This window comes from Allomuricauda sp. M10 (assembly GCF_020782875.1).
Classification (GTDB): domain Bacteria; phylum Bacteroidota; class Bacteroidia; order Flavobacteriales; family Flavobacteriaceae; genus Flagellimonas.
The window spans coordinates 408985-430264 of sequence record NZ_JAJGBN010000003.1 but is presented as its reverse complement, the minus strand read 5'-3'; the positions used below and the strand labels follow the sequence as shown (position 1 = coordinate 430264).

21 protein-coding genes and 1 tRNA gene are annotated in these 21280 nt (G+C 43.1%); 11 read left to right on the top strand and 11 right to left on the bottom strand.

What is annotated here, in order from left to right; genetic code table 11:
* The first annotated feature begins 143 nt into the window (after positions 1-143).
* The 3 genes from LKX84_RS10890 to LKX84_RS10880 are packed head-to-tail and all read left to right on the top strand — an operon-like array spanning position 144 to position 2230.
* Positions 144-1394 carry an NAD(P)/FAD-dependent oxidoreductase gene (locus LKX84_RS10890; protein WP_228237191.1) on the top strand — a complete coding sequence of 417 codons (1251 nt, stop codon included), beginning with the start codon at positions 144-146 and terminating at the stop codon, positions 1392-1394.
* Between the two features lie 19 nt (positions 1395-1413).
* Positions 1414-1722, top strand: coding sequence for a TusE/DsrC/DsvC family sulfur relay protein (locus tag LKX84_RS10885; RefSeq protein WP_228237190.1), 309 nt, complete (start codon positions 1414-1416; stop codon positions 1720-1722).
* 31 nt (positions 1723-1753) lie between these two features.
* Positions 1754-2230 carry a DsrE/DsrF/DrsH-like family protein gene (locus tag LKX84_RS10880; RefSeq protein WP_228237189.1) on the top strand — a complete coding sequence of 159 codons (477 nt, stop codon included), beginning with the start codon at positions 1754-1756 and terminating at the stop codon, positions 2228-2230.
* 110 nt (positions 2231-2340) lie between these two features.
* Here LKX84_RS10880 and LKX84_RS10875 read toward each other — a convergent pair whose 3' ends face one another.
* The 6 genes from LKX84_RS10875 to hypA are packed head-to-tail and all read right to left on the bottom strand — an operon-like array spanning position 2341 to position 6318.
* Positions 2341-4077: a tetratricopeptide repeat protein gene (locus tag LKX84_RS10875; RefSeq protein WP_228237188.1), complete on the bottom strand. Its 1737-nt coding sequence runs from the start codon at positions 4075-4077 to the stop codon at positions 2341-2343.
* 17 nt (positions 4078-4094) lie between these two features.
* Positions 4095-4778: a leucyl/phenylalanyl-tRNA--protein transferase gene (locus LKX84_RS10870; protein ID WP_228237187.1), complete on the bottom strand. Its 684-nt coding sequence runs from the start codon at positions 4776-4778 to the stop codon at positions 4095-4097.
* Positions 4779-4788: 10 nt separating this feature from the next.
* Positions 4789-5055, bottom strand: coding sequence for a HypC/HybG/HupF family hydrogenase formation chaperone (locus LKX84_RS10865; protein WP_228237186.1), 267 nt, complete (start codon positions 5053-5055; stop codon positions 4789-4791).
* 11 nt (positions 5056-5066) lie between these two features.
* A complete protein-coding gene (hypB, locus tag LKX84_RS10860; RefSeq protein ID WP_262909130.1) occupies positions 5067-5684 on the bottom strand; it encodes a hydrogenase nickel incorporation protein HypB in 618 nt (205 codons plus the stop codon).
* Entirely contained in the window at positions 5624-5926 is a 303-nt protein-coding gene (locus tag LKX84_RS10855) for a hypothetical protein (RefSeq protein WP_228237242.1), read from the bottom strand. Before LKX84_RS10855 ends, hypB begins: the two co-directional genes overlap by 61 nt.
* A 50-nt stretch (positions 5927-5976) precedes the next feature.
* Complete coding sequence (gene hypA / locus LKX84_RS10850; RefSeq protein ID WP_228237184.1) at positions 5977-6318, bottom strand: hydrogenase maturation nickel metallochaperone HypA; 342 nt, start codon at positions 6316-6318, stop codon at positions 5977-5979.
* Between the two features lie 162 nt (positions 6319-6480).
* Here hypA and LKX84_RS10845 point away from each other — a divergent pair, with 162 nt between their 5' ends.
* Genes LKX84_RS10845 through hypE form a run of 7 tightly spaced genes read left to right on the top strand, consistent with a single transcriptional unit; the run spans position 6481 to position 15060 of the window.
* Positions 6481-7605, top strand: a complete 1125-nt coding sequence (locus LKX84_RS10845; protein ID WP_228237183.1) for a hydrogenase small subunit — start codon at positions 6481-6483, stop codon at positions 7603-7605.
* A gap of 10 nt (positions 7606-7615) precedes the next feature.
* Complete coding sequence (locus tag LKX84_RS10840) at positions 7616-9349, top strand: nickel-dependent hydrogenase large subunit (RefSeq protein ID WP_228237182.1); 1734 nt, start codon at positions 7616-7618, stop codon at positions 9347-9349.
* Between the two features lie 13 nt (positions 9350-9362).
* Positions 9363-10115 (top strand): Ni/Fe-hydrogenase, b-type cytochrome subunit, encoded by a 753-nt coding sequence (gene cybH / locus LKX84_RS10835; protein ID WP_228237181.1) that lies wholly within the window; start codon positions 9363-9365, stop codon positions 10113-10115.
* Positions 10116-10124: 9 nt separating this feature from the next.
* Positions 10125-10679 carry a hydrogenase maturation protease gene (locus LKX84_RS10830; protein WP_228237180.1) on the top strand — a complete coding sequence of 185 codons (555 nt, stop codon included), beginning with the start codon at positions 10125-10127 and terminating at the stop codon, positions 10677-10679.
* A 1-nt stretch (position 10680) separates the two neighbouring features.
* On the top strand, positions 10681-12936 hold the full coding sequence (gene hypF, locus LKX84_RS10825) for a carbamoyltransferase HypF (protein WP_228237179.1): 2256 nt from the start codon (positions 10681-10683) through the stop codon (positions 12934-12936).
* Between the two features lie 3 nt (positions 12937-12939).
* Positions 12940-14028, top strand: coding sequence for a hydrogenase formation protein HypD (gene hypD, locus LKX84_RS10820; protein ID WP_228237178.1), 1089 nt, complete (start codon positions 12940-12942; stop codon positions 14026-14028).
* A gap of 6 nt (positions 14029-14034) precedes the next feature.
* Positions 14035-15060, top strand: coding sequence for a hydrogenase expression/formation protein HypE (hypE, locus tag LKX84_RS10815; protein ID WP_228237177.1), 1026 nt, complete (start codon positions 14035-14037; stop codon positions 15058-15060).
* Here the strand turns inward: hypE and LKX84_RS10810 are convergent.
* Complete coding sequence (locus tag LKX84_RS10810) at positions 15057-15761, bottom strand: sulfite exporter TauE/SafE family protein (RefSeq protein WP_228237176.1); 705 nt, start codon at positions 15759-15761, stop codon at positions 15057-15059. The genes hypE and LKX84_RS10810 overlap by 4 nt on opposite strands.
* A gap of 48 nt (positions 15762-15809) precedes the next feature.
* Here LKX84_RS10810 and LKX84_RS10805 point away from each other — a divergent pair, with 48 nt between their 5' ends.
* On the top strand, positions 15810-17066 hold the full coding sequence (locus tag LKX84_RS10805; RefSeq protein WP_228237175.1) for an amidohydrolase: 1257 nt from the start codon (positions 15810-15812) through the stop codon (positions 17064-17066).
* 121 nt (positions 17067-17187) lie between these two features.
* Here LKX84_RS10805 and LKX84_RS10800 read toward each other — a convergent pair.
* The 4 genes from LKX84_RS10800 to ftsA all read right to left on the bottom strand — a co-directional run bounded on the left by LKX84_RS10800 (position 17188) and on the right by ftsA (position 21279).
* Positions 17188-17261 (bottom strand) — tRNA-Arg (locus LKX84_RS10800).
* Positions 17262-17385: 124 nt separating this feature from the next.
* Complete coding sequence (locus tag LKX84_RS10795; protein WP_228237174.1) at positions 17386-17838, bottom strand: GatB/YqeY domain-containing protein; 453 nt, start codon at positions 17836-17838, stop codon at positions 17386-17388.
* A 100-nt stretch (positions 17839-17938) separates the two neighbouring features.
* Complete coding sequence (gene ftsZ, locus LKX84_RS10790) at positions 17939-19921, bottom strand: cell division protein FtsZ (protein ID WP_228237173.1); 1983 nt, start codon at positions 19919-19921, stop codon at positions 17939-17941.
* 26 nt (positions 19922-19947) lie between these two features.
* Positions 19948-21279, bottom strand: coding sequence for a cell division protein FtsA (ftsA, locus tag LKX84_RS10785; protein ID WP_228237172.1), 1332 nt, complete (start codon positions 21277-21279; stop codon positions 19948-19950).
* Position 21280: the final 1 nt, after the last annotated feature.

Below are 21280 nucleotides of genomic sequence, written 5' to 3'. Positions count from 1 at the left end.
TAAAACCAAATCATATCTTATTGATTAATAATGTCTTATGTAACCTAAGTTACACAACTTTAGGCCAAAAACTGATAATTGTCATAATTGCTCGCAGGGGCTTTAAGTACTTTTACATCAGTAAATCACACAATCTAGAAATCATGAAAAATTTGGTCATATTGGGTGCGGGAACAGCAGGAACCATGATGGCAAACCATCTGGTACACAAGCTTCCCCATAACGAATGGAAAATTACAATTGTAGACCAGTACAAGACTCACTACTATCAACCAGGGTTCTTGTTTTTGCCCTTTGATATATACACTACGGACCAAGTAAAAAAGAAAGGTTCCAAGTTTATTCCCAAAGGTGTTGATTATATTCAAGAGAAGATTGAATTGATCAAGCCCCAAGAAAACAAAGTCTTGTTGGAAAAAGGCGATGAACTCCCATATGATATTTTGATCATTGCCACCGGTACCAAAATTGCCCCCGAAGAAGTCGAGGGCATGAAAGGTCCCGAATGGCACAAGAGCGTCTTTGATTTCTACACCTATGAAGGTGCAAAGGCCCTACGTGATAAATTCAGGGAGTGGGAAGGTGGAAAATTGGTGGTCCATATCACCGAAATGCCAATCAAATGTCCCGTTGCCCCATTGGAATTTGCCTTCTTGGCCGATTCCTATTTCAAAAACAAAGGCATGCGCGACAAAGTGGACATCACTTTTGTGACCCCTTTGGGAGGTGCTTTTACCAAGCCCAAAGCCACTGCCGCCCTTCACCACTTGTTGACCGATAAGAACATTACTGAGGTTACCGACTTTAACATAGAACGGGTGGATTATGAGAACAACAAGATCATCGACTATGCTGATACTGAAGTTCCTTATGACATTCTGGTAACTGTTCCCACCAACATGGGGGATGCGTTGATCGCACGCTCCGGTATGGGAGACGACCTTAACTATGTACCTACCAACAAGGCCACCTTGCAGACCGAGGATTATGAAAACATTTTTGCCTTGGGCGATGCCACCAACCTACCAGCATCCAAAGCGGGTTCCGTGGCCCACTTTGAGGCAGAGATCTTGACAGAGAACATCATGAGGTACATCAACGGGGAACCTTTAAAAGAAGAGTTCGATGGTCACGCCAACTGTTTTATTGAAACTGGTGATGGCAAAGCGTTGTTGATTGATTTCAACTACACCCATGAACCTGTTGAAGGAACCTTCCCCTTCCCCGGAGTAGGTCCTTTGAACTTACTTAAGGAAAGTAGAATGAACCACATGGGCAAATTGGCCTTCAGGTGGATCTACTGGAACATGCTGATCAAGGGAATCCATATCCCCTTCGTATCGGCAACCATGAGTGAAAAAGGCAAAAAATTTGAAGAATCAAAAAGCATATAAACCATAAAAATCTATCAAAATGGACAAGACATTAGCACATGCAACAATTTCCGTGGACCCAGAAGGATATCTAACCGATTTTTCCCAATGGAACAAAGAAATTGGCACAGAGATAGCCAAAGAACAAGGCATTGAAATGACCGATAAACACTGGGCCATCATAGACTACATCCAACAAAAGTTCAAAGAAGAAGAACCTTTGTCCATCAGGGGCATCAAAAAAAGTGGTGTAATAGATATTAAGGCATTTTACGATCTGTTCCCAGGCGGCCCATTGAAAAAAGCCACTATGATCGCTGGTGTTCCAAAACCAAAAAGCTGTATTTAACCAAGTTGAACGAACCCTAAAATGTAAGGTCATGAGTCAAACAAAAGTCAAAAAAATGCTCTTTATCCTCTCCAAAGCTACTTTGGAAAATGTCTATGCGGCATTTGTTATGGCCAACGGAGCAAGAATGGAAGGCATTGAATCAGAAATATTTTTCACCTTCTTTGGATTGGAAGCCATTCAAAAGAAAAAATTGGAGCACCTCCACGTGGCAACGGTAGGAAACCCTGCCATGCACATGCCCACCATGTTAGGTGGATTACCTGGAGTAGAAGCTTTCGCATCCAACATGATGAAGAAAGAAATGGAAAAATTGGACATGCCCCCCGTAGGTGAGTTCTTGGAAATCCTCTCCGATTCCGGATGCAAGCTTTGGGCCTGTAAATTGGCAGTGGACATGTTCCACTTGGAAAAAGAAGACCTCATTGATGAACTGGATGGCATCCTTACCATCGGCGATTTCTACAGTAGGGCCGATCAAGAGGGAACACAATTGTTGTTCATCTGATCAATAGAGAAAACGATACCTTTTTCATATGTAATGGGAACCGGTCAAAAAGTGATCTTTCCGAATTGGAAAACACTTCTTGGTCGGTTCCTTTTTTTGATAAATTGTTTTTAGGTGAACAGGGATTTTATCTGAATAAAATTTGGGTGATCAATACCATCACTTTCCAAAACATTCAGGTCGTTCAAGATAATTTCCTGGAAAGATTTTCCCTCACCATTAACCCGATTTCTTAATTCAGCATAAAGGGTTTGCGCTTTTTCCCATTCATCTTTTAAAAGATAGGTATGGGCCAGATTACATTTTAAGGACCACAGCGGATTTGGAAGTTGGGGAGCATCTTGTAAAACCTCCATAGATTGATCATACTGCTTTGTCCTCAAATACAGCCATCCCAAATTGGAACAGGCAATGGCCAGTTCCATTTGTAATCTACTATTTTGTGTGTATTGTTCTGATTTTGAGTTGAGGAGCGACTTAATTTCTTTTTGATACACCAACTTCTCCATAGGATCTATGGTACTATCAATTTCTTCGTTTAGGCTTTTGATTATTGAATAAACCAGATTCAAGTCCAACTGTTCCTCGTCCACTGCATTGAAATAGGCTGTATAAAATGTACAATCACCCTTCATGTTTTTGATCACCGGTCTGTGGTCTTCATATTGGCTCAACCTTTTTTCCACATCAGTAAGCAGGGAAAGGGCTTTTTCCCGATAAATAAAATCAACCTTTTCCTCCAATTCGGCTTGGTACAGTTCCACAAGGTTCAAAGCTGTGGCACAATAATCCGGATCAAAATTTTCTGGTTGTTCAGCAGCCAATCTTTTTCGTAATTCCAAGGCTTGATGAAAATACTCTGCTGCCTTGTGCCTGTGTTTCAATTCAAAATGGAACAATCCCAAGTTATGCAGTCCAGTGGCCAGGTAATGTGTAAATTCTTGGGGACGTTTATCAGCTAAATCATTATATATTTCAACCGCTTTTGAAACAAAATTTATTGCCCCGTCTAGTTGCTTCAATTCGGAATGAACGATACCCATACTGTTACAGCTGGCCGCCACATAAGGTTGAAAGACGTCAAAGGCCTCCTTCGTTAAAATCTCATATTCCGCCAAAGCTTTGTCATAATATTCCAAAGCCTTTTCCGGTTCGCCCATCGCATTGAACGTAACTCCTAAATTATTGAGCACTGCAGCCAAATGTGGTCTAACTGCATTTTCACCGCCTTTGACCAAATCTTCATATAGGGAAAGGGCTTTCAGATATTGCATTTTGGCATCGAACTCATAGAATTCCTCCGTATAAATATTTCCCAGTTGATAATGTGCACTGGCACGTAACCCTTGATACGTACTTTCGGCCAAATGTTCGTAATATTTAATAGCTTCCTTGTAATGCTTTTTGGCAAAATAATAATCATTCTTTTTGTTGTAGACCTCTGCAAGCGCCAATTGGGTGTTGGCAAAATGTGGCATGAACTCCACTTTTCCCTCTTCCATTTGGTATGAAAATATTTCAGATGCTGCTTTATAATTCTCGATGGCCTTTGCCCTGTCCCAATCCACATAAATGGCCGCCAAATTGTTCAGCAACAATGCTTTCTCCACCAGATTACAAATCTCCTCATTGCAAAATGACAAGGCCTTTTCAAAAGCCGTCAATGCTTCTTTGGGATTCTTCATTTTTTGGTACAATTTGCCCAAAACACTATATAAATGGAGTCTTTCCTGGTCGTTTCGGGCCAGCTGAAGTGCTTCCAAATAAATTTCAATGGACTTCTCCAGATCATTTTCCTGCAAAAGCACATTGGCATGCTGTAACTGTTCTTCAAAGGATAGGTTCATTATTTTGCTTTTTACAATTAAAAATCTTGGCAATCTTCAGGATGTAATCGGGCATTTTCTTTGCACAGGTCCACATATTCCAATCTGGGCATTTCATCATATTCAAAACCAGGAATCAAAAAGGATTCCTTTTGCATGTCGATCAAATCAAAATTCTGGTCTTTGAGTTTTTCTATCAAATAAATCATGGCCGCTTCATCCGCACGTTCTACTTTAGCGAACACGTATTCCCCGAAAAACAGTTTTCCTATGGCTATACCGAACAATCCCCCTACCAAGTCATTATTTTGCCATACTTCAATGGAGTGAGCATAACCTTTTTGGTGCAATTCCATAAACAAACGGATCATCCGCTCGGATAACCAATTATTGTCCATCCGATCTTGAATATTGAACACACTTTGGCATCCCCGAAGGACTTCTTCAAAATGCGCATCTACCTGTATATCAAAATCTTTAAATAAGCTTTCCTGCTGAGAATTGGATTTTACAAAGGAATCCGGCTTTAACACAATCCTTGGGTCAGGTGACCACCATTTGATGTGTTTTAGGGGATAATGCCAATAATAGATACCGCTGTTATAGGCCAACAGCAAGCGTTCCACGGACATGGTGCCCCCAACGGCCAACAAACCATCTATATCCGCAAAATACGCGGGAGGAAAAGAAACCTCATCTTTCTTAAGCTCAAAATAAGGCATCTGTAAAGGGTTATGGGTTATTTTCAGGCGGAGGATTCAGATCTTGCAATTCGCCCAGTTGGGACAAAACCTCAAAGGTTTTTTTGGCCTCTTCCTCATCCACAACACTGATGGCAGCACCAACATGCACCATGACATAATCATCTACCTTGGCCTCAGGTACCAATGCCAGGCTCACTTCCTTTTTTACTCCTCCAAAAGACACTTTGCCCATGCGGAAGGTTTCATCCAGTTCTGAAGTGATCTCCAATAATTTACCAGGAATAGCCAAACACATATCTCAATGTTTTAATGTTCTTCGGGCACCAACTTGGCTTGGCTTTCAAGCCATTCGCACCATTGCTCCATTCCAGTTCCTTTAGTGGCTGATACTTCAAAAAAGACCAATTCAGGATTTACCTGAAGAGCATTTTTCTTCAACTCTTCAATATTCGTGTCCAAATAAGGAACTAGGTCAATTTTATTGATGATGCAGATATCCGAGGTATGGAACATATCCGGATATTTTATGGGTTTGTCATCACCTTCCGTAGTACTCACGATCACCACTCTTTTATGCTCCCCTAGATTGAACATGGAAGGACAAACCAAATTTCCCACATTTTCGATCATCAAAACCGAATCATTGGCGATATTCAATTTTTTGACCGCGTCATGGATCATATCGCTTTCCAAATGACAACCTTTTCCTGTGTTGATCTGTATAACGGGAACATCCAAGGCTGCGATGCGGTTGGCATCGTTCAGGGTCTGTTGATCGCCTTCGATTACATAAAAAGGAATTTTACCTTTTAGATCTTTCAACGTACGTTCCAAAAGTGATGTTTTTCCGGAACCGGGAGAGCTTACCAAATTGAGGGCAAATACGCCTTTTGCATCAAAGTAACCTCTATTTCTGGCTGCCATGATTTCATTTTGTTGAAGGATATCACGTTCCACATCCAATACGGTTTTATGATGGTGGTCATGATCATGGTCATGATCGTGGTGGTGGTGTCCATGATGATGGTCATGATCGTGCTCATGATGGTGATGGTGGTGCCCATGATGATGGTCATGGTCGTGGTCATGATGATGACCGTGTCCATGATCATGACGATGCCCATGTTCCTCTTTGCCCATTTTTGGGGATAAAATTTTAGCGCCATTCCCATCGCTTCCACATCCGCAAGTACCGCACATAGTATTAAGTTTTAAATTAGATGACCTCTAGGGCCTTCACCCTAAGTTCCTTTCCTTGAATTATACCCTTGAGATTACTACCACATTTGGGGCAGGAATCGTAAAAATGTTGTATTTCAAAAACCATATCACAATCCCCACATTGCCCCAATCCTTCCTTGACATCAATCTTCCTTTCCGCATCTTCCAGCACGGTATTCTTTACCGCAGCTGGCCATACAAAATCAAGGGATTCAAACTCGACCCCGGCAAGTTTGCCGATTTCCAGTTCGATCAAAGTGACCTTTTTTGCGTTGGCCTTTTTGGTCTCGTCTTCCGCAATCTTCACAATGCCCATGGCCACCGAAAGCTCATGCATGATATTGAATTTTAAATGCTGATAAAGAGCAACATAAGACACAATATTATTCAAAACCTTTTTCCGTGGACATGATTTTTGTCATATGAATCACTGAATGTAATGGCTACATTTAAAGCTAAATCCCTGAAAAATCAATATTTAGATTTAAAAATTTGGGTCATGGCAATAGAAAAATCAGTAAAGGAAACCTATTACGAAAGCATCATCAAACAGGGTTACAGCAGACGTGATTTCATGAAGTTCGCCACCTATATCGCAGCATATATGGGTCTGGAAACTTCCATGATCGGTCAAGTGGCAAAATCCCTGGAAAACACGTTCCGTATCCCCGTGATCTGGGAACATTACCAAGAATGCACTTGTTGCAGTGAATCGTTCATCCGATCCGATCACCCGATTGTTTCGGATATTATTTTGGATAAAATTTCCTTGGACTACACCCTGACCTTGATGGCTGCATCGGGGCACCAGGCCGAAGCGGCCAAACAGGCTACCATGGAAAAATACAAAGGGGAATACATTCTATGTGTGGAAGGTTCGGTTCCCTTGGGTGATGATGGCAATTACTGTTGTATCGCCGGCCGATCTGCCAAAGATCTTTTGATCGAGGCTGCGGAAGGAGCCAAGGCCATTATTGCTTGGGGAAGTTGCGCATCCAACGGATGTGTGCAAGCAGCATACCCCAACCCTACCCAAGCCACCCCAATCCACAAGATCATCAAGAACAAACCCATCATCAGGGTTCCCGGTTGTCCCCCAATTGGCGAGGTCATGGCGGGTATCATCGTTCACATGATCACTTTTGGCAGATTGCCAGAATTGGATGGACTTGGCAGGCCAAAAGCATTTTATGCCAAGCGGGTGCATGACTCCTGCTACAGAAGACCTTATTACGATGCTGGTCTTTTTGCTGAAACCTTTGACGACCAGAATGCCAAGGATGGTTACTGCTTGTATAAGGTAGGATGCCGTGGTCCGATGACCTATAACTCCTGTGGTACCATTAAATGGAACAATGGCGTGAGCTATCCTATTCAATCCGGTCATGGATGTATTGGTTGTAGTGAAGAGAATTTTTGGGACAACGGCCCTTTCTACGAAAGATTGACCGGTTTGGCCGGATTCGGCATTGAAAGTTCTGCCGACACCATCGGTAAAGTTGCCGCTGGCGTGGTTGCTGGTGGTTTGGCCGTGCATGCGGTAGCCGCAAATATTTCCAAACGGAAAGAATTGAAGAGCAGGACTTCCCGAGGCATTCAAAACGAAAAGAAATTAGATTCTTAATAAAAGTATCATGGCAAATAGAATTGTTGTTGACCCCATTACCAGAATTGAAGGTCACTTGCGCATAGAAGTAGAGGTGAAGGATGGAAAAATCACCGACGCCTATAGTTCAAGTCCCATGGTCCGGGGTCTGGAAAATATTGTAAAAGGAAGAGATCCCCGGGATGTTTGGGCGTTCGTGCAACGGGCCTGTGGGGTGTGTACCACCATTCATGCCTTGGCATCGGTACGTTCCGTTGAAGATTCATTGGGGATTGAAGTGCCACCGAATGCCGAAATGGTAAGGAATATTATGGAAGGTGCGTTGTATATGCACGACCATACCGTGCATTTTTATCACCTTCATGCCCTGGATTGGGTAGATGTGGTGAACGCCCTGAAGGCGGACCCTGTGGCAACTTCCCAATTGGCCCAAAGCATTTCCAATTGGCCAAAAAGCTCTCCGGGATATTTCTCCGACATCAAAAAAAGAATTACAAGATTTGTGGAAAGTGGGCAACTGGGCATTTTTGCAAACGGGTACTGGGGCCATCCCCAAATGAAATTGCCCCCTGAAGTTAACCTGTTGGCAGTTGCCCACTACCTGGAAGCCCTGGAATGGCAAAAAGAAATCGTGAAAGTCCATACCATTTTTGGTGGTAAGAACCCACACCCCAACTACTTGGTAGGTGGTATGGCCTGCGCCATCAACACGGAAAGTCCAGGGGGCATCAATGCAGAACGATTGGCCTACGTTGGCAGACTGTTGCAAGAAGGAAAAGAGTTCATTGAGCAAGTGTATATTCCAGATTTACTCGCCATTGCTTCCTTCTATAAAGATTGGGGCACCATTGGCAAAGGGTTCGGTAATTACATGTCGTATGGTGATTTCCCAACCAATGGATATGGGGACATTTCCAACTTCAAATTCCAACAGGGTATCATCTTGGATCGGGACCTATCCAAAGTATATGACGTAAACCATAGGAACGAAGATATCGCTGAGTTCGTCAACAATTCTTGGTATGATAATTATTCCGAAGGAAAAGACCAAGGAAAACACCCTTGGGACGGGGAGACCAATATCAACTATTCCGGTCCCAAGCCACCTTATGACCAATTGGATGTAAGCCAAAAATACAGTTTTATAAAAACGCCACGTTGGCAAGGTAAACCGATGGAAGTTGGCCCATTGGCCAGACTTTTGGTAGGGTATGCAAGAGGGAACAAAGAAATTCAAGAAGCGGTAAATGGGGCTTTGAGCCATTTGGATGTACCTGTGGATGCCCTGTTCTCCACGTTGGGAAGAACGGCTGCCAGGGGAATCGAGACGCAATTGGTGGCGAATTGGACCATGGAGTTTTATGACACCTTGTTGCTCAACATCAAGAATGGGGATACCCGAATGGCCAATATGACCAAATGGGAACCTGAGCTTTGGCCCGCCGAATCCAAAGGCGTAGGATTTGCTGAGGCTCCTAGGGGTGCTTTGGCCCACTGGATCAAGATCAAAGAAGGCAAAACCGAAAACTACCAGCTGGTGGTACCTTCAACTTGGAATGCCTCCCCAAGAGACCCAAAAGGACAACGGTCGGCCTATGAATCCACACTATTAGATACCCCGGTGGCCGATCCTGAACTTCCTTTGGAAATCATCAGGACCATCCACTCCTTTGACCCCTGTATAGCCTGCGCCGTGCATTTGTACGACGAGCATGGCAAGCATATCTCACAGGTTCAAAACGTTTCGAGCTGCGAAATCTAGAAAATCATGGATCATGCAAACACGAAAATTTAGAAGGGTATATGTTTGGGAGCTTCCAGTGCGATTTTTCCATTGGATCAATGCCCTTTCCATTACCATTTTGGCGGTAACCGGACTTATCATTGCCAATCCTCCCGCTATTTTATCAAACAAGGAAGCGAGTGACATCTATTGGTTCGGAACGGTGCGCTTTATCCATTTTGCAACGGCCTACGTGTTCTTTTTCAATATGATCATGAGGATATACTGGTCGTTTGTCGGAAACCGCTTTTCTAGTTGGAAAGCTTTTTGGCCCTTCAACAAAAATATGTGGCACAACTTTCTGCACGTCATCAAAGTGGATGTCTTTTTGGCAAACGAAAAAAAACCGGATATCAAGGATATCAGCATCGGCCACAACAGCGTAGCGGCTATTTCCTATGTAATTCTATTCCTATTGGCACTGGTTCAAGTGTTCACTGGCTTTGGTCTTTATTCCGCCAATGCAGGATGGTGGCTGCCCAAAATGTTTGCTTGGGTAGTTCCTTTCTTGGGAGGGGATTTTATAGTAAGGACCATACACCATGCCACCACTTGGTTGTTTATTCTCTTTACCCTAATCCATGTGTATCTGGTGTTCTATCACGATTGGCTTGAAGGACGGGGAGAAGTTTCCTCCATGTTCGGAGGTTATAAATTCGTTTGCGATGAGCGACTTAAACAATTGGTGGAGGATGAAGAAATAGAGGCTCCCAAAGATGAAGAAGCCCTAGAAATAATTGAATAAAACTAACTCATGGAAGAATCCACAAATACCAAAACGGATTTGGCAAGAAAACCCATTGCCATAAGCAGTGACGCCTTTTATTTTGAAAAGGACAAGTCCAAGTCCATTTTGGTTTTGGGGGTTGGCAATTATTTGATGGGCGATGAAGGGGTCGGTGTACATGTAATCCAACAAATGGACAATCTTGAGCTTCCCGATCACTTGGATATTCTGGACGGTGGTACCGGTGGTTTTTTATTGCTGAACTGTTTTGAAAGTTACGCCAAGATCATTTTTGTGGATGCTACCATGGATGGCCAGGAAGAAGGTATCGTTTCCTTGATCCGACCCAAGTTCGCCAGTGATTTTCCTTCCGCATTAAGTGTGCATGATGTGGGGCTAAAAGATATGATTGAAGCAGTCTACCTCATGGAAAACCAACCCGATCTATACCTGTTCACCATATCCATTGAAAAGGTGGAACCCATGACCACCGAATTGGCACCAAAAGTAAAAAAGGCTATTCCCAAGGCAATCGAACAAATTATGGACTTGGTGGATGCCCTGCACCATCAAATTTCATAAAGTGTCCAAATCTTATAAGATCATAGTAACCGGTCGAGTGCAGGGAGTTGGTTTCAGACCCCATGTGTTCCATTTGGCCCAAAAGTTCGGTCTAAAAGGTTCCGTATCCAATAATGAGGAGGGAGTGGTCATTTTTTTATCTGGAGAGTTGGAAAAGGCAAAGGAATTGTATGCCCAACTCATTCAAAATCCACCAAGGTCTTCTAAAATAAAGGGACATCATTTTTCCGAGATAGATTTCCAACCATTTGATGATTTTTCAATAGTCCCATCACAAACTGAAGGGAAATTGAATTTGCAGCTTACCCCGGATTTTGCCATTTGTGACAACTGTAAGGATGAAATAACCGACCCAAACAACAGACGTTACCACTACCCTTTTACCACCTGCGTGAATTGTGGGCCACGATGGGCCATTACCAACAAATTCCCTTTTGAAAGGGAAAACACCAACATGTCAGCGTTTGAAATGTGCGGGACCTGTTCAACAGAATACCAAGACCCCTCCGACCGAAGGTTCCATTCACAGACCAATTCCTGTTCCCATTGCGGGATTGAATTAAGGTTGACCGATGCCGAAGGAGGTACTATCTTATGTTCTGATGCAATAAAAAAGGTTGCTGGTTTCATCAAGGCCGGTAAGATTGTGGCCATTAAAAATACCAGCGGTTATCTCCTCTGTTGTGATGCAACCAATGCCACTGTCATCCAAAAATTGCGCGAGCGTAAGCGAAGGCCCACCAAACCATTTGCGATTTTGTATCCTTCTTTAGCTGCATTGAAGAAAGATTTAAAAATTACCAAAATACAGGAAGAAGCTTTGACTTCGCCGGAAAGTCCCATTGTTATCCTTCCCAAAAAAGGGATTACAGGAAACTTGGCACTGGAAGAGTTGGCTCCCCAACTCAATCAATTGGGCATCATGCTCCCCTACTCAGGTATTTTGCATCTTTTGGCAAATGAATTGGAAATCCCGATTGTGGCAACCAGTGGCAATATCCATGCATCACCTATAATTAGTGAAGCGGTAATTGCTCATCAAGAATTGAAAGAAGTAGCCGATTATTTTTTGGACCATAATTTAAAAATCACCAATCCTCAGGATGATTCTGTTATCAAGTTCAGTACTCACTCACAAAAAAAAATCCTTTTTAGACGATCTAGGGGACTGAGCCCCAATTTTGATGTAGCTATACCAACAGAGCAGAAAATTTTAGCGATGGGTGGGCACCTAAAAAGTACACTCGCCTTTATTCCCAACAATTATCTGTACATCAGTCAATACTTGGGAAACCTAGATCATTTTGATGTGTATAATCGTTACCAAGATACTGTTGCCAAGTTTATTGAATTATTCGAGACTCGTCCCGAGATTATCCTAGTGGACCATCACCCTGCCTACAACAGTACCCTTCATGGAAAAGAATTGGCCAAAAACTGGAAAATCCCCATTCAATCCATTCAGCATCACAAGGCTCATTTTGCCTCCGTTTTGGGGGAACACGAACTTTTTAAAAAAAAATCACCGGTTTTAGGAGTTGTTTGGGATGGCACCGGATACGGGGATGACCAACAGATTTGGGGTGGTGAATTTTTCAAATATGAGGACCATACCATGGAACGTGTTGGGCATTTTGATTATTTCGACTGGTTGGCGGGCGACAAAATGGCCAAGGAACCACGGATTTCCTTTTTCTCATTGGCCGATGCCTCCATGAAAGTGGAACTCCAACAAAAATTCACCGAGCAAGAGATGGCCATTTACCAACAACTTAAAAAGAAGGAAACCTTGAAAACCTCTTCAGTAGGAAGGCTTTTTGATGCCGTGGCATCTTTGTTACACCTATGTGATCATAATACTTATGAAGGGGAAGCGGCCATCTTACTTGAAAACCAAGTGGACCAATACGAGTTAAAAAAATGTACTTCCTATATCACCGAAATAAAGGATGGTTTGGTACCCACACACCTTCTTTTTGCTAAAATCCATCATGATTATCATGGTAGAAAGGAAAAGCAAAAAATCATTATCGACTTTCTTTTCACTTTGGCCATTATCATCCTACAAATGGCAAATCAATTGGGTATAAAAGAAATTGCCATGAGTGGAGGGGTATTTCAAAATACAGTGTTGGTAGATATGGTCAAGGAATTGGCTCCCAACGATTTCAAACTTTATTTTAATCGTAACTTAAGTCCAAACGATGAAAACATTTCCTTCGGACAAGTGGCTTACCATCAAAATATTAAGGATTGACCCATGAAGTATTTGAGCGAATATAGAAACTTGGAGGCCACCAAACAGTACTTGGACCTGATTCACAAAACGGCCACTAAAACGTGGAATATCATGGAAATCTGTGGTGGACAAACCCATGGATTGGTCAAGAATGGAATCATCAACCTACTTCCAGAAAACGTTCGAATGATCCATGGCCCTGGTTGCCCTGTTTGTGTTACACCACTCAACCTGATTGATAAGGCTGTGGAATTGTTGGAAAATGGGGTCATTGTTTGCTCCTTTGGTGATATGGTCCGAGTGCCGGGCAGTAAAAAAAGTCTTTTGGAAGCCAAAGCAAACGGAGGTGACCTTCGCATCTTGTATTCGCCGTTGGAAGCCGTCAACATCGCGAAACAAAACCCGAACAAAGAAGTCGTTTTTTTTGCTGTCGGATTTGAAACTACGGCGCCTGCCAACGCCCTTTCGGTGTTACATGCTAAAAAGGAAGAAGTGAAAAATTATTCCATATTGGTATCCCATGTATTGGTACCACCTGCCATGGAAGGAATTTTAGGCGATGAGTTCTGTACCATTGATGCCTTTCTGGGAGCAGGCCATGTGTGTGCCATCATGGGGATGAAGGAATATTACCCGTTGGTTGAAAAATACAAAATCCCGATCGTGGTGACGGGATTTGAACCTCTAGATCTGGTTCAAGGCATCTACTTGGCCATACAGCAATTGGAAAAAGGAGAATACAAGCTGGAAAACCAATATTCCCGTGTGGTAAGGGAAGAAGGAAACCTGGAAGCCCTAAAAGTGATCCAATCTGTTTTTGAGGTAGGAGATCGTGAATGGCGTGGCATTGGAACCATCCCTGACAGTGGTTATGTTTTAAAGCCAGCATTTCGGGACTATGATGCGGAAACCAAGTTTGGAATCAGTTCCATTGCTACTCCCGAAAACTCCGAATGTATCGCTGGACAAATTTTAAAGGGCATCAAAAAACCACATGAATGTCCACAATTTGGCAAGGCCTGTAATCCTTCCAACCCGTTGGGTGCCCCCATGGTTTCTTCGGAAGGAGCCTGTGCCGCTTATTACCATTTTTCAAACCACCTAAATTAATGTGCCATGAACAAAAAAGAATTGGGATACGACACCATTAACCTGGGACATGGAAGTGGCGGTTTGATGACCCGTGAGCTGTTGGACAAGATTATTTTTGAAACGTTCAGCAATCCTTACCTCGATCAAAAACACGATGGTTCCATCATCCAAATAGATGGAAAAATGGCCATTTCTACGGATAGCTTTGTGGTTTCTCCCATCTTTTTTAAAGGGGGGAATATTGGGGATTTGGCCGTAAACGGCACTGTGAACGATGTGGCCATGTGCGGTGCCCAACCTGAATTTTTATCCTTGGCCTTCATTGTGGAAGAAGGGTTGCCCATTGACGACTTTGTCAAAATTGTGGAAACCATCAAAGAAACCGCCGACCAGAGTGGGGTCAAAATCATAACTGGGGACACCAAGGTTGTGGAACGGGGCAAGGGAGATAAGATTTTCATCAACACCACAGGTTTTGGGAAAGTGCATCCCAAGGCAAACATCTCAGCTAAAAAAATTAACCCGGGTGATAAAATCATCATCAGTGGACCCATTGCCCAGCATGGCATGGCCATCATGTCTCAAAGGGACGGTTTGGAATTTGAATCGAGCATTGAGAGTGATACAACTAACTTGAATTTCTTAGTGGGAAAACTTTTGGATGCCTTTGGAGACAAAATACACTTGTTCCGAGATCCCACAAGAGGTGGATTGGCCAGTGTACTTACTGAAATTGCTGGTGATATTAATTTAGGAATTAACATCATTGAAAACCAATTACCCATTGATGATCAAGTGGCTGCAGCTTGCGAAATGTTGGGACTGGATCCCCTTTTTGTGGCCAACGAAGGTATTTTTGTTTCCATTGTAGATCCAACTATCGAATCTGAAATGATTGAATTGATGCAAAAGGATGACAAGGGACAAAGTGCCATTTGTATAGGGGAAATCACCAAAGAACATCCGAACAAAGTGGTTATGCACAGTGTTATTGGGGGCAAGCGTATGGTTACACCCTTGCTCGGCGAGCAACTACCAAGAATTTGTTAGCTACTGAAGATCCAATAAAAACCTATGGCCAAGGCAAACAATCCTCCAGCAAAACGGATTCCGTTAAAGAAAACTTCATTGTGTCCATTTTTCACTACGGAAGCAATTCTTCCTATCACAAAAGCGAAGGTGATCATCGCCACCAAAATACCCGCCGCAAATCCAATGATATAAGTGATGGAATCGGCTCGTGTTTCGAATCCTAAAACAGGCAAGAACAACAAAAAATGGGAAATTCCCGCCAATCCGTGTAAAATTCCAATGGAAAACGAGGCCAAATTATTTTGCCTCAATGTTTGGGAATGTTGGTGATGATGTGTTGGATTATGTTCGTGTTGGTGCTCATGGGAATGGATTACTGGGGCATGTTCCGTATGCACATGCAAATGTTTGTGGTGCCTTCTCTTTTTAAAAATCCGATAGAGAGACCAACATCCCAATCCTACCAAAACGATTCCGACCAATTGCTCGCTGTATTGGGAAATGGCATCTACAGGGATAATCTCCCTGAAAATGGCAAACAAAAGTCCAATGGCAATCATGCCTACCAAGTGCCCAATACCCCAGAACAATCCTATTTTCCATGCCTTCCGCTTGGATTCGATGGCAAAGGGAGCGACCGCCGCCAAATGATCGGGACCAGCAATAACATGTAGCATGGAGGCTATTAAACCAGCGGTCAACGGAAAGGTTGTATCCATGTATTTTTAATGGAATTTACACCTTTAAATTTACGAAATTTTAGAGGATTGCACATTAAATCAACCAACCAAAAACTGCGGTCCACCTCTATTTCAGAACACTTTCAAAGTTCCTTTTTAGCTATCTTTATGGATGAAAATATTGGCCTACCTATGCCTCAAGACCAACACCGTTACCTTCCTAAAATCATCCAATTAAGGCGTGAGTTGCATGCTAACCCTGAATTGTCCGGTCAAGAATATAAAACCGTAAATAGAATACGGCAGTTTGCAGAAAAACATGGTAAGGCGGCACAAATTGAAACTTTTGGGGAAACTGGTTTCGCTGTAATCTACCAATTTCCAGAACCAGGAAAAACCATTGCCATCCGGTGCGAATTGGATGCATTGCCCATTCAGGAAGAAAATCAGTTTTCATATAAATCGGTCAATGCAGGAGTTTCCCATAAATGCGGTCATGACGGCCATATGGCTATCGTTTCTGGGCTGATTTTCTGGTTGGAAGCACAACCGATCCAAAAAGGGAAGGTCATCTTGCTCTTTCAACCTGCCGAAGAAACGGGCAAGGGTGCACAAATGTTGGTGCATGATAATAAATTTGAAGCATTGGGCATCGATTATCTTTTCGCGCTTCACAACATTCCAGGTGAAAGTATCCACAACATTATTATTACTCCAAAGGGATTTTCCGCCGAAGTACAAAGTGTGGTCATCAAAATTAAAGGAAAAGAAGCCCACGCTGCCGAGCCAGAAAATGGAAATAATCCTGCACTAGCCGTTTCCAAAATAATAGAAGGGATGTCCAGTTTGAATTGTTTGGATCCCAAAATGGATAACTTTGCCGTATTGACACCAGTTCACCTACTGATGGGCGAAAAAGCTTATGGCATTTCCCCTGCAAATGCCGAATTACATTACACCATTCGCACTTGGAACAGTTCACAAATGAGTTTATTGACTTCCAAAATTAAAACTTTGGTGGATGGCATCTGTTTATCAAACCATCTCGATTTTAGTTTTGAATGGTTAGAGTTTTTCCCGGCAAGCATCAATGATGAAGAATGCACTGCACATATCCAAAAGGCAGCCAATGCAAACGGTTTTGAAATCATCAACAAGGAGCATCCATTCAGATTTGGGGAGGACTTTGGCTGGTATTCCAAAAAATACAAAACCGCCATGTTTGGCCTAGGTTCAGGGATTGATTCGCCTGCTTTGCACCATGCTGATTATGATTTCCCCGATGAGATCTTGACAACTGGCATTCAAATGTTCTCGACCATTATCCAGAATATTTTGAAATAGGCTTATCCATTTCATCTGTCATTTTTCGGATTGTCGTAAGTCTACAAAATGAAGAAAATCAAAAAGCCCCACTTACAAATTCAAGTAACCTTGATTTGACGTGAAGCTTTTAATCTTTATGTGACCCAGGGAGGATTCGAACCCCCAACCCTCAGAGCCGAAATCTGATATTCTATCCAGTTGAACTACTGGGCCATTATTTACTCCTGAGAATGCAGGAGACACATTTTTTCATTTTGCTTAAGTCTTATATTCCAACCAGAGGCAGGCAGCTATCCATCCCGATAGCTATCGGGAGAACTACTGGGCCATTAAAATATTAAGAACTAAGTTTTGCCTTTACGATGTTGGAAATGGTCTTGCCATCAGCCTGCCCTGCCAATTCCTTGGAAACAATACCCATGACCTTACCCATATCCTGCATTCCCGAAGCACCAACGGATGCAATGGTTTTCAGCACTACTTTTTCAATTTCTTCCTCGGACAATTGCTCGGGCAAGAATTTCTCGATTACCGCCACTTGCGCTAGCTCTGGTCCTGCCAAATCCTCACGACCTTGTTGTTGATAGATAGTGGCACTGTCCTTTCGTTGTTTTACCAACTTTTGAATCAGTTTCACTTCTTCTTCCTCAGAAAGTTCGGCGCCGGCACCTGTTTCTGTCTTTGCTAACAAAATAGCGGACTTGATGGCACGCAATGATTCCAAGGCAACAGTATCCTTTGCCTTCATTGCTGTTTTCATCTCGGTCATCACCTTATCCTGCAAACCCATTTCTATCTATTTTGGGCTGCGAAGATAAAAAATAAACCCGAAAGTATTTCACTTCCGGGTTTATGCTTTCCATTAAAAATGGATGTTAATTTAAACACTACTAATCAACATTATCGTGCAGGAAAGAGTTATTGGATCGCAACTGAAGATCATCGTTGCTATCCTCACTCAAAGTGGTCCTTGATACTTTTTGTTCCCTTGGCACATCGTTCAGATCCACCCCTTGTCTTTTATAAGCAGGCTGCTTCTCAATTTCGTCGATGCTGCTCCTGTTGTTCTGGAACTTATAGTTGAAATTTTTCAGTTTTCTTCTGCGTTCATCGGCACGCTCCCTCAAAATCTCATTGATGGGGCTGTTCATGGGATCTAAACTGTCCACCGTTTCTTCTTGTTGTTCGGCGGTTTCCAATTTGATGGTCTTTTTCTCAAAAACCAATTCGTTCTCCACCAATTTGGGTTCATGGGTTTCCGCCATGGACCTGGCTCCGGTCAACTTGTTTTCAAGCTCCATGTATTCTTCAAGGTTGTAACGCGTCTCACCCTGGTTCCTGTATTCCAAAACAGGTTTCACCTCTACATACTCGTTCACGTTCACATCCCCAATACCATCTTCCAAATTAAAAGTAATGGTGTGCTCTCGCTCATCCTCTTCTTCCTCTTCCTGACTGTTCAAAGGCATATCAAAGCTCAAGGTGAACTGATCTTCATTTGTCCTTGGTGCTACCACCTCGGCATCAATCACTTCAATATTGTTGATGATATTTTTGGCCTCAATGATGATGAAGTCATCTTCCACATACTCAGGAACAACTTCTTCATAGAACACATTAAAGTTTCTGATGTAGCTTGTCGTGGGAACCAAATCTGGTTCTTGCTTCTTCATTTGGGGTTTTACCTCGATGATTTCTTCTACTTCATCAACCTCCAAAGTATGCTTTACAATGCTTGGCTCTGGTTCTGGTTCCACAACAATGGGCTGAACCACTTTCACTTCTTGGATGGAAGTAGCCTCAGGAGTTAAATCCTGTTGGGCCGTTTGTTCGTCCTCCAAAGTATAGAATACCTTTTTGGATTCCGTGTTCACGATATTATCTTGCTGATCTACATTGAAACCAGTGGCAATTACAGTTACGGCAATGGCTTCGCCCAAGCTTTCGTCCTCACCCACACCCATGATGATGTTGGCTCCATGACCAGCCTCTATTTGGATGTGATCGTTGATTTCCCCGATCTCGTCAATGGTGATTTCTTGTGAACCGGAAACAATAAGCAACAATACATTTTTGGCTCCATTGATCTTGTTATCGTTCAACAAGGGAGAATCCAAGGCTTTCATAATCGCTTCCGTGGCCCTAGCAGAACCTGAAGCGGTGGCTGAACCCATTATGGCCGTGCCACTATTGGAAAGTACCGTTTTGGCATCCCTAAGGTCAATGTTCTGTGTGTAGTGGTGTGTTATAACCTCTGCGATACCCCTTGCCGCAGTGGCCAAAACTTCATCCGCTTTGGAGAATCCGGCCTTAAACCCAAGATTGCCGTATACCTCACGTAGTTTGTTGTTGTTGATTACAATAAGGGAATCCACATTGGCGCGCAATTTTTCAATCCCCAGTTGTGCCTGTTTGTTACGCATGGCCCCTTCAAACTGAAAAGGAATAGTCACGATACCAACGGTCAACACATCCATTTCCTTGGCCAATTTGGCAAGGATAGGTGCTGCCCCTGTACCGGTACCGCCACCCATACCAGCGGTAATAAAGGCCATTTTGGTATTGTGCCCCAACATACCCTTGATCTCTTCCATACTCTCCAAGGCAGCTTGCTCCCCAACTTCGGGGTTGGCACCTGCACCAAGACCTTCGGTAAGGGAAACCCCTAATTGAATCTTGTTGGGTACTGGACTGTTCTGTAATGCCTGGGCATCGGTGTTGCAGATGACGAAATCCACTCCGTTGATGCCAGCCTGGAACATGTGGTTGATAGCATTGCTACCGCCACCTCCTACTCCGATAACTTTAATTACGTTGCTCTTGTTCTTGGGTAAATCAAAAGCGATGTTGTCAAATTCAGTGTTCTTACTCATGACAAATGTGTTTCTTTATGGGGTTATTATTCTGCGTTGTCCAAAAAGTCCTTCAACTTTTCCGACCACTTATCAAATATGGATTTTCTTTCTTTGAGAGTGGACACGTTTGTATGTCCTCCCATATGATGGTCATCCTCCACCAACACGTTTTCCTCTACATGGATTTCTCCTTGTTCCGTAACAAATGTTCTCTTCTTCGTCTCCAGAGCTTTCATCAACAGTCCAACGGCCGTAGCATACAATGGGCTAGCGATTTCCTCATCGGAATCACCTGCCAAATGCTCGTTCGGATAACCGATACGGGTATCCATACCCGTGATGTACTCTACCAATTGCTTTAAATGTTTCAATTGGCTTCCACCACCGGTCAGAACGATACCGGCGATCAATTTTTTCTTTTGCTCTTCGTGACCATAGTTTTTGATTTCCACATAAACCTGTTCCACGATTTCCACCACACGGGCGTGAATGATCTTGGAAAGATTTTTTAAGGTGATTTCCTTTGGCTCACGTCCTCTTAGCCCGGGAATGGACACGATTTCGTTGTCCTTGTTCTCTCCTGGCCATGCGGAACCGAATTTTATCTTCAACAGTTCGGCCTGTTTTTCGATGATGGAGCAACCTTCCTTGATGTCCTCGGTGATCACGTTACCTCCAAATGGGATAACAGAAGTATGGCGAATGATTCCATCCTTGAAAATGGCAAGGTCGGTGGTACCACCCCCTATATCGATAAGGGCTACACCGGCTTCTTTTTCCTCTTGGCTCAATACCGCATCTGCAGAAGCAAGGGGTTCCAAGGTGATGCTACCTAGATCCAATCCGGCACTTTTAATACACCTTCCTATGTTTTTGATGGATGACACTTGGCCTACAACCACATGGAAATTGGCTTCCAATCGTCCACCGTACATTCCCTTCGGATGTTTGATTTCGGATTGGCCATCTACTTTATATTCTTGTGGCAATACATGGATGATCTCTTCACCCGGAAGCATTACCAGCTTATACACTTGGTTGACCAACTTGTCCAAATCGTCATCGTTGATGACTTCTTCGGAATTGGGTCTGGTGATATAATCACTATGTTGCAGGCTTCGGATGTGTTGACCGGCAATGCCCACCACAACGGAACCAATTTTCAGCCCTGAATTCAATTCGGCCTGTTCCACTGCTTGTTGAATGGAGGAAATGGTCTGGGTGATGTTATTGACCACCCCACGGTGCACTCCCAAGCTTTTGGACTTTCCGGTGCCCAGTATCTCAATTTTTCCATACTCATTTTCCCTACCGATGATCGCTACGATCTTGGTAGTTCCAATATCCAACCCTACTGAATAATTACCCTGTTCCATA